At 58.1% G+C, this 8988-nt stretch carries 7 protein-coding genes; 3 read left to right on the top strand and 4 right to left on the bottom strand.

The features are described from left to right. Positions 1–262: 262 nt before the first annotated feature. Positions 263–1084, bottom strand: a complete 822-nt coding sequence (locus tag ACRC4F_RS29690) for a carbon-nitrogen hydrolase family protein (protein WP_438662500.1) — start codon at positions 1082–1084, stop codon at positions 263–265. Positions 1085–1208: 124 nt separating this feature from the next. Here ACRC4F_RS29690 and ACRC4F_RS29685 point away from each other — a divergent pair, with 124 nt between their 5' ends. Both ACRC4F_RS29685 and ACRC4F_RS29680 read left to right on the top strand, forming a co-directional pair. Continuing rightward, positions 1209–2009 carry a response regulator transcription factor gene (locus tag ACRC4F_RS29685; protein ID WP_438662499.1) on the top strand — a complete coding sequence of 267 codons (801 nt, stop codon included), beginning with the start codon at positions 1209–1211 and terminating at the stop codon, positions 2007–2009. Positions 2010–2221: 212 nt separating this feature from the next. Further along, complete coding sequence (locus ACRC4F_RS29680; RefSeq protein ID WP_438662498.1) at positions 2222–3841, top strand: FMN-binding glutamate synthase family protein; 1620 nt, start codon at positions 2222–2224, stop codon at positions 3839–3841. 24 nt (positions 3842–3865) lie between these two features. On the opposite strand, the gene ACRC4F_RS29675 is transcribed toward ACRC4F_RS29680, so the two are convergent. The 3 genes from ACRC4F_RS29675 to ACRC4F_RS29665 form a co-directional block, all read right to left on the bottom strand. After that, the gene (locus tag ACRC4F_RS29675) at positions 3866–5377 is read right to left on the bottom strand and encodes a glucosyltransferase domain-containing protein (RefSeq protein WP_438662497.1); all 1512 of its coding nucleotides are present in this window, start codon (positions 5375–5377) and stop codon (positions 3866–3868) included. Further along, a complete protein-coding gene (locus ACRC4F_RS29670; RefSeq protein ID WP_438662496.1) occupies positions 5374–5748 on the bottom strand; it encodes a GtrA family protein in 375 nt (124 codons plus the stop codon). The genes ACRC4F_RS29675 and ACRC4F_RS29670 overlap by 4 nt, the downstream gene beginning before the upstream one ends. Before the next feature lie 118 nt (positions 5749–5866). Continuing rightward, positions 5867–7372 (bottom strand): glucosyltransferase domain-containing protein, encoded by a 1506-nt coding sequence (locus tag ACRC4F_RS29665; protein WP_438662495.1) that lies wholly within the window; start codon positions 7370–7372, stop codon positions 5867–5869. Between the two features lie 250 nt (positions 7373–7622). Here ACRC4F_RS29665 and ACRC4F_RS29660 point away from each other — a divergent pair, with 250 nt between their 5' ends. Continuing rightward, positions 7623–8747: an OpgC family protein gene (locus tag ACRC4F_RS29660; RefSeq protein ID WP_438662494.1), complete on the top strand. Its 1125-nt coding sequence runs from the start codon at positions 7623–7625 to the stop codon at positions 8745–8747. Positions 8748–8988 lie beyond the last annotated feature (241 nt).

The following is an 8988-nucleotide window of genomic DNA, read 5'->3' as shown; positions in this document are numbered from 1 at the left end:
AGAGGGGGAAAGGGAGCAGATCTCCATATGATTCAAATCCTGAGTTCGACTCGGTAATTCAGGTCGATGTAGCGCTTTGAATCGCTTCGGTCAGTCCCCTCTCCCCCCGGGAAGAGGGGGAAAGGGAGCAGATCTCCATGTGTTTCAAATCCTGAGTTCGACTCGCTGTCGCAGGTCGCAGTCAATCGTCCCGACACCTCGGTCAGTCCCCTCTCCCCCCGGGCGGTCCGACGTTTCGGGAGGGTTAGGGTGAGGGCTCGGTTTAACGATGAGGAATCAATAACTCCCGAACACCGCCGACCTGCTCCACCACCTCCCCAGGCAACCGCAACCGCTGATCATCCAGATACCGATAGTCCTTGCGTGCCGCCTCCAGCCGGCTCAAATCCAGCTCAACCGCAAACTGCCCTTCCTCTCGCCCAGCCTCGAACAACAAGGTGCCCAGCGGATCGACGAGCGCACTGCCACCGGCAAACACCAACCCGTCATCGCTCTCTTTCACCCGGTTGACCATCAGCGCAAAGGCCTGGTTTTCCTGGGCGCGAGCCATGATTGCGGTGCGGTGCGTCGGGCCGTAAGGGTCCATGTTGCCGTTGGTGACGATCAGCAATTCGGCGCCCAGTTGCGCCAGGGCGCGGGCGGTTTCAGGGAATTCGATGTCGTAGCAGATCAACAGCCCGACCCGCACGCCGTTCCACTCGCAGGTGGCGTAACGATCACCCGCCTCGAACACGCCGCGATCCGACGCCCACAGGTGGGTCTTGCGGTATTTCAGGGCAATGCCTTCGGGGGTAATCAGCAGCGTGGTATTGAAGAAGCGGCCGTTGTCGTTCTCGGCCATGCCGATCACCACGGCGATGTTGCGCTCACGGGCAGCCGCGACGATGGCGCTGACTGTCGGCCCGTCCAGTGGTTCGGCGGTCTGGGCCACGGTGGCGGCGGACGGAAAGCCCATCAAGTGGGTTTCCGGGAATACGATCAGCTGCGTGTCCGCCTTGCAGGCAGCGATGGCCGCCAGGGCGCGTTCGAGGTTGTACGCTGTGCCGTTGTCACGGCCCGCCAACTGGGCGAGTTCGACTTTCATGGGTAGTCCTTGTTATGAGCCGGGCGGCAGAAAGATTGCCCGGTCTGTGTCTGCGCGCCAGTATGCGCAGCAAGCCACCGGCCGGGGAATCACGCCGCTGGGGTAACCCGATAGGGGTAGAGGCATGACACTTTCGTTAGACGACATCGCTTGGCACCGCTCGGTCGGGCAACTGATCGACGCCCTGGACAAGCCCAACTTCTGGACGCAGCTGGTGCGCCTGCTGGATCAGTACGTGACCTTCGACAGCTGGGTGGCGCTGCTTTTCAGCGCGGACCAGCACCCGCAAGTGTTCGCCGAATGCCCGGGCGAGGACGGCAGCCCTGATCAGTTGTTCCAGGATTACCTGCGCGGGCTCTATCTGCTTGATCCGTTCTACATCGCTTGCCGTGAACAGTCGCGCACCGGGCTCTATCGCCTGTCGGAAGTGGCGCCGGAACATTTCGAGCTGACCGAGTATTACCAACGCTACTTTCGTCTGAATGTGGTGGCCGATGAAATCCAGTTCAATTGCCAGCTCGAAGGCGATCGCACGCTGTGCCTGTCGCTGGGCAGCAAGCAGCGTTTCAGCGGCCAGCAGATTGCCTTGCTGTCGCTGATCCAGCCCTGGGTGCTCGGCCTGTTGCGCCAGCGCCTGCCTTACGAAATCAACGAAGCCGTGGCCCTCGCGCCGGCGCCGGTCCAGGGCGACTGGCGGGTGCAGCTGGAAGCTTCGGTGCAACAACTCAAAGGCGCGCAATTGACTGCCCGGGAGCTGGATGTGGGCCGATTGATGCTCAGCGGTTGCTCCAGTAAAGAAATCGCCCGTAAGCTGGAAATCTCTGCTGAAACCGTGAAAGTCCATAAGAAACACATGTACAGCAAGCTGGGGATCAAATCCCAGTCGGAGCTGTTTTCGATATTCCTGCAGGCGCAAAACGCCTGAGTGCTGTTGCAGTGCCGCAGGCACCTGTGGCGAGGGAGCTGGCTCCCGCTGGATCGCGAAGCGGTCCCGATACAGGCACCGCGGTCAGTCAGACCGAGCCCGTCAGCACGGTTTGCGACTGCTCCGCAGCCGAGCGGGAGCAAGCTCCCTCGCCACAGAAGCCAGATGCAGCATTGCCAAAAAATGACCGAGTCCGAACCCAAGGAACCCGTATGAGCCTGTCACTCCTGAGCCGCTACGCCTTCTTTGCCGCTTGCGTGATCTTCACCCTCGCCAGCCTGCCCTTCCTCGAACACGACTGGCTCTGGCCGATCACCGCCGTTACGGGCGTGCTTAGCCTGATCGGCCTGTTCGATCTGCTGCAAAGCCCTCACGCGGTGCGCCGCAACTACCCGATCCTGGGCAACATTCGCTATCTGGTGGAGGGCATTCGCCCGGAAATCCGCCAGTACCTGCTTGAATCCGACAGCGACGCCCTGCCCTTCTCCCGGGCCCAGCGCTCGCTGGTCTATTCGCGCGCGAAGAATGAAAGCGCTGACAAGCCTTTCGGCACGCTGATCGATGTGTACCAATCGGGTTTTGAATTCATCGGCCACTCGATGCGCCCGGCGCCGTTGAGCGATCCGAGTGCTTTTCGGGTCATCGTTGGCGGTCCGCAGTGCACCCAGCCGTACTCGGCGTCGGTGTTCAACATTTCGGCGATGAGCTTCGGCTCGCTCAGCGCCAACGCCATTCGTGCCTTGAACCAGGGCGCCAAGCTCGGCAATTTCGCCCATGACACGGGCGAAGGCAGCATCAGCGCTTATCACCGGGAAAACGGCGGCGATCTGACTTGGGAACTCGGTAGTGGCTACTTCGGCTGCCGCACCGCCGACGGCCGTTTCGACCCGGAACGCTTCGCCGCCCAGGCGCAAACGCCGCAAGTGCGGATGATCGAAATCAAGATGAGCCAGGGCGCCAAACCCGGACACGGCGGCATCCTGCCCAAACACAAAGTCACCAAGGAAATCGCTGAAACCCGCGGCATCCTGATGGGCGAAGACTGCATCTCGCCGTCGCGGCACAGCGCGTTTTCCACGCCGATCGAACTGATGCACTTTATCCAGCAACTGCGTGAACTGTCCGGCGGCAAACCGGTGGGCTTCAAGTTTTGCCTCGGCCACCCGTGGGAATTCATGGGCATCGCCAAGGCCATGCTGGAGACCGGCATTCTCCCGGACTTCATCGTGGTCGACGGCAAGGAAGGCGGGACCGGTGCCGCCCCCGTGGAATTCACCGACCACATCGGCGTGCCGATGCGCGAAGGCCTGCTGTTCGTGCACAACACGCTGGTGGGCCTGAACCTGCGGGATAAAATCAAACTCGGCGCCAGCGGCAAGATCGTCAGCGCCTTCGACATCGCCAGTGTTCTGGCCATCGGCGCCGACTGGGCCAACTCGGCACGCGGCTTCATGTTTGCCATCGGCTGCATCCAGTCGCAAAGCTGCCACACCAACAAATGCCCGACCGGCGTCGCCACTCAAGACACCCTGCGCCAGCGTGCGCTCGTGGTTCCGGACAAGGCCCAGCGCGTCTTCAACTTTCACCGAAATACGCTCAAGGCCCTGGCGGAAATGCTCGCGGCCGCCGGCCTCGATCATCCGTCACAGCTGTCGGCCAAGCATCTGGTGCGGCGCATGTCGGCGACCGAGATCAAGTTGTTCTCGCAGTTGCACGTGTTCCTGAAACCGGGGGAGTTGCTCACCGGTGAAGTGAATGGCGAGTTTTATTCGCGGATGTGGCAAATGGCACGGGCGGACAGTTTTGAGCCAAGTGAAGTGGCGGCGGCTTGATAAAAGCACCCCGGAAAGAACACTTCACCAATGAAGCTCCGAGATCGGGGCCGGCTCCTTTACGACAATGTAGCCTTGGTCCCCGACGAGATAAATGCAGTAGAACTTGCTGTCTATCAGCGGTTGAATCTCCTGAACATTAACCAGAATCGGATTGTGCGGTTTTCTCTCGGCAATCACGTTAGTGACACCCACCTTCGTCAGATTTTCAGCAAGCATGAAAACATTTACGCTCAGCAGGTGCCGCAATATCGGCATCTGTTTAAACGAACCTGAAGCGGCTACCAACCAATAATCAGAGTATGACTTTGTCAGGTAAATACGTTTGGCATCGCGCAGCTGCCGCTTTGAAGTGATGTCATACCCCAACGCAAAAAGCACACTGGTTTCGAAGGTTTTCTGCATCGTGAGCACTCGTCCGTAGGCGTATGAAAGCGAGAGCATCGCCAGAAGTGGAACGATCAACAGCAACGTCGACAAACGATGCAGGGTCGACAACGCCTGATGGGTCAAATAAAACAGCAGAATTAACAACACCGAAAAACCCATCAAGAGCCGTAAGCCTGCATTGAATTCCTTGAAAAACAGTGCTGCACCCGACACCAGTAACACCACAGCGGGCACCGTAAGCAGACACAGCAGACTGATCACGGCTTTTGCAAGCGCCGTATCCTGACGTTTAAGAATGTTGACGCCTATTTGCCAACTTCCCGCAAAGGCGAACAGCGCAAGTGCGGCGAATACCCAAGTAAATCCACCATGTGCGAGCAGTGCAACGATTTCCAACACTCGGAGGATGTTGGTTTCAAGTTGCAGCAGAGAATCGAACGCTACGCTCAACCACACCGCGCGATCCTGACTCATAAAGGAATAGGCAGTGAGCCAGTAGATCACCCAGGCCAGCATCACTTGTGCAACTTTCCATCCAATCAAGCCGCACCACTGCGACCACGCAACCTTGTGATTCTCACCTCTGAGCAGTTCCAGGCAACATAGCCCGAGAAATACATTAACGCTGATCTGGTACAAACCCAGTCCCAACGCAATCAGCAAGGCTGGAACAATTAATTGAAGCGTTTTCGAAGCCGTACGAAAGATGATCGCGTAGATCATGACCACTTGACTTAAAGCCATAGCAGGGCCGTCGTATTGATAAGAAAGGTTTTGCAGAAAGAACGGGTTGTACCAAAGTGGCAGCATCACCAAGCAACAGGAAATCGTCGGTTGTGGGTAAAAATGGAAGGTCAATCCAGTCAACCCCAGAGCCATGACCAGCGTGGCGACCATTAAAGGTAATGGGAAGATGTTGGGCGCCGCCGAGCCGAAAGTCAGCATTTTATAGAACAGATCAACAAACAGTCTTCCCTCTACAGCCCAGCCATTCCCTGCAGCCAAAGAGCGCCAGTTGTCATCGAGGTAGGAATAATCAGCAAGGATTAATGGGTAAATGTAGACAAATGTCGCGAACAAAAAGAACAGCAGCACTTTGCGACGGTCGAGTACCTTGTCCCACCCGGTTATCAGTACTGGCGTCATGCTTCGCGCTCGCCATACAGGACAAATCTCGAAAAGAAGAGCCCACAAATCATACTCAACAACGAGAACGACGCGACGGTCACCAGCCCGTGGATGTTGTAGACATCGGCGTAATGCCCGACCACGAAACTCATGGCCCCCATAAAGACCACATACAGCAGATAACGAAGTACCGACGCGCCGGCTTCAAACGTATAAAGCGCATGCACATAGAAAGAGAACGTCGCCGCCACACAAAACGCCGAAAAATTACTGACGGCCTGACTCAGTTCGGCGGCGACCGTGAGTACGTAGAAGATCTGCCAGTGAATGAGCGTATTGGCCACGCCTACGACCGCATAGGTGGAGAATGCTTTCCATAAGGCTTTCATGTCCGTTCCTTGAACTGTTCCCGTTTCAGGCGCGGTTCAAACCTAAAGTCGCAGACCGTTGCGCGTCTACTGTCAGAACTAACAGGTAGCGCGGTATTCCAGACCAACGGTCATGGGTTCACCACTGCAGAGAGGGGACGCGGACCGGTTCTTTCATGACGATAAAGCCGTAATCCCCCAGCAGATAAATGCGATAGAACAGGCTGTCCACCAGCGGGGGATAACCCTGGTAGCCCACCCGCGTGGCGTTGCGCCGTTCCTTTTCCCTGACCACGTTGGTGATGCCTGCCTTGGGCAGGTTTTCCGCGAGCATGTAGAAGTCGGTGTTCAGCAGGTAATGCAAGACCGGTAGCTGCTTGAACGAGCCGGCCGCGCTCACCAGCCAGTGATCCGAATACGTCACCGACATGTAAATACGCTTGGCGTCGCGCAATGCCGGGCGCGAAGCAATGTCGGTGCTCAAGGCATACAGCGCAGTCGTCGCGAAGGTTTTTTGCAGCGTCAGCACCCGTCCATACGCGAAGGACAGCGAGAGCATCGCCAACAGTGGAACCAGCAACAGCAGCGGCAGTTTTCCATGCACCGTCGCCAGCGCTCGATGGCTCAGGTAGAACAACAAAACCAGCGCCACAGCAAACCCCATCAAGGTGCGGGCGCCTTCATTGAAGTCGCGGAAAAACAACGAAGCCCCCGGCACCAGCAGCATCAGCAAGGGCAAGAGCAAAAGGCACAGCAGGCCGATGATGGTTTTGTTCACGCCTGTGTCAGTACGCTTCAACACGCGCTGCCCTACGCCCACGGCACCGACAATGGCGCACAGCAACAGCGCGGCGAACACCCAGGCAAAACCGCCATGAACCAGCAGCACGATTTTTTCCAGCACCCGGCCCGCATTGATTTCAACTTGCAGCAATGGCGCCGCGGCCCCGTTCAACAACGAGGTACGGCTCTGAGTCATGAAGGCATAGGCGGTGGCGTAATAGATCAACCCGGCGAGGCTGACCTGGACCACTTTGCAGCCAATCGATCGCCACCATGCGGGCCAAGGCAATTGGTCGTTCGCCCCCCGCAGCCACTCCAGGCAACAGAGCCCGAGAAACACATTGAAGCTGACTTGATAAAGCCCGATGGCCAACGCGATCAGCGCAGCCGGTATCAACAGTTGCTGGACGCGCGAGGGGCTTCGAAACGTGATTGCATAGATCACCGCCACCAGGCTCAGCGCCATGGTCGGCCCGTCGTATTGATACGACAGGTTCTGCAGGAAAAACGGGTTGTACCAAAGCGGCAGCACCACCAGGCAATGGGCAACTGTCGGTTCGGGGAAGTAATGGAACGTCAGCCGGGTCAGCGCCCAACTCATCGCCAGCGTGGCGATCAACAGCGGTAACGGGAAGATATTCGGCGCGGCGCCGCTGAAGGTCAGCAGGTTGTAGAACCACTGCGCGAACAACCGGCCCTCCTGCGCCCAGCCGGTACCGGCGGCCAAGGCACGCCAGTTGTCATCGATGTAGGGGAAATCCGCGAGGATCAGCGGCAGGATGTAAATCAGCGTCGCAAAAACAAACATCAACCCGACCTGACGGCCTGTGAGCTCTTTGTCGAGCCATTCGCTGATCTTCATTCCGGCGCCTCTGGGGGACTTCCGCCTTCAATCGATAAAGCTTTGAAACCGACGGTAGCCAGAGATCGCGGACCTGCGCAGCTTTTAGACAGGCGGTTGCCTCCCTCGGCGATGCGCAGAGACATTCCGTAATATCCACTCTTTGCAATTGCCGGCGAATCCCTGCACCCTGCGCGCCGCCAATGTGCGGCGTGCAACCTTTTGTGTTGCCTGTACGCCTACTTCAAAACCCGTTCAAGAGCCCGCAACCATGACGACTGAACGCGATCACCGGATCGACTTTTTCCGGGGCCTGGCACTGATTTTCATTTTCTGGGATCACGTGCCCCACAACCCGTTGGGTCAGATCACCCTGCGTAACTTCGGTTTCAGCGATGCCGCGGAAATCTTCGTGTTTCTCGCCGGTTACGCGGCGGTCCTGGCCTACGGCAAGATCCTGGCCCGCGACGGTTTCCTGATTGCCTGCGTGAAAATCCTGCGTCGTGCCTGGGTGCTGTATGTGGTGCATATTTTCCTGCTGGCGATGCTGATGGGCATCGTGTTCTTCGCCAACAGCCACGTAGAAACCCGCGACCTGGTGGAGGAGATGGGCATGCACCACTTCATCAGCAACCCGCAGCAAGCCCTGATCGATGAGTTGCTGTTGCGCTTCAAACCTAACCTGATGGACCCGTTGCCGCTCTACATCGTGCTGCTGGCAGGTTTGCCGCTGGTGTTGCCGATATTTGTGCGCAAGCCATGGGTGGTGGTGGCGATGTCGTTTGCGGTGTACCTGACGGTACCGTTGTTCGGCTGGAACCTGGCCGCCATCAAGGACGGTGTGTGGTACTTCAACCCCGTCGCCTGGCAACTGCTGTTCGTACTCGGTGGCGCCGCTGCGATTCACGCGCAGCGGCCACGGCCGGTGGAATCTCGTTCGTTGTTGCGCCAGCCATTGTTTTTGAGTGCGGCGTTATACGCAGGCGTTGCCGGAGTACTGACCGTATTGTGGCGGTGGCCGCAACTGCATGATGCGATGGTACCGACCAGTTTGAGCAACCTGTTGTACCCGATCAGCAAGACCGATCTGTCACCGGTGCGGCTGCTGCACTTTCTGGCGCTGGCGTATGTCACGGCGAAACTGTTGCCGGACACTGGCTGGACGCAGAACTGGCTGGCACAGCAATGCAGTCGCATGGGGCGTTATTCGCTGGAAGTGTTTTGCCTCGGCGTGTTGTTGGCGCCGTTGGCGGATATGGTCAATGCCCTGACCGACGATGCGTTTGCCATGCAGATTTTCACCGCGTTGGTGGGTGCGGGGTTGATGGGGTTGTTGGGGGTATGGCTGGATTTCAACAAACGCCTGAATCGGTCGGTTCAGGTCGCTACTGCTTGATAACGACAAAGCATCCATTGTGGCGAGGGGATTTAGCGAAACGTCGCACCGCCCCGTTCGGCTGCGCAGCAGTCGTGAAACCTGTAGATGCGGTGTGGCTGAAAGGACGCTGGGGAGCGCTTCGCCCTGGAGCGCCAGCCCGGTCCAACGGGGATAAATCCCCTCGCCACATAAGCTCGCTCGCCACAGGAGATTTTCGTCAGCCAATAAAAAGCCCCGGCCAATGGACCGGGGCCTTTAC

Source organism: Pseudomonas sp., from assembly GCF_051660785.1.
Taxonomy (GTDB): Bacteria; Pseudomonadota; Gammaproteobacteria; order Pseudomonadales; family Pseudomonadaceae; genus Aquipseudomonas.
The sequence above is the reverse complement of the archived record's forward strand: the minus strand, read 5'-3'. Positions and strand labels throughout refer to the sequence as shown.

What these genes read in the sequence shown, in the direction of transcription:
- ACRC4F_RS29660 (WP_438662494.1), top strand. Translation starts at nt 7,623, where the DNA reads ATGACGACTGAACGCGATCACCGGATCGACTTTTTCCGGGGCCTGGCA.
- ACRC4F_RS29680 (WP_438662498.1), top strand. Translation starts at nt 2,222, where the DNA reads ATGAGCCTGTCACTCCTGAGCCGCTACGCCTTCTTTGCCGCTTGCGTG.
- ACRC4F_RS29665 (WP_438662495.1), bottom strand. Translation starts at nt 7,372, where the DNA reads ATGAAGATCAGCGAATGGCTCGACAAAGAGCTCACAGGCCGTCAGGTC.
- ACRC4F_RS29670 (WP_438662496.1), bottom strand. Translation starts at nt 5,748, where the DNA reads ATGAAAGCCTTATGGAAAGCATTCTCCACCTATGCGGTCGTAGGCGTG.
- ACRC4F_RS29685 (WP_438662499.1), top strand. Translation starts at nt 1,209, where the DNA reads ATGACACTTTCGTTAGACGACATCGCTTGGCACCGCTCGGTCGGGCAA.
- ACRC4F_RS29690 (WP_438662500.1), bottom strand. Translation starts at nt 1,084, where the DNA reads ATGAAAGTCGAACTCGCCCAGTTGGCGGGCCGTGACAACGGCACAGCG.
- ACRC4F_RS29675 (WP_438662497.1), bottom strand. Translation starts at nt 5,377, where the DNA reads ATGACGCCAGTACTGATAACCGGGTGGGACAAGGTACTCGACCGTCGC.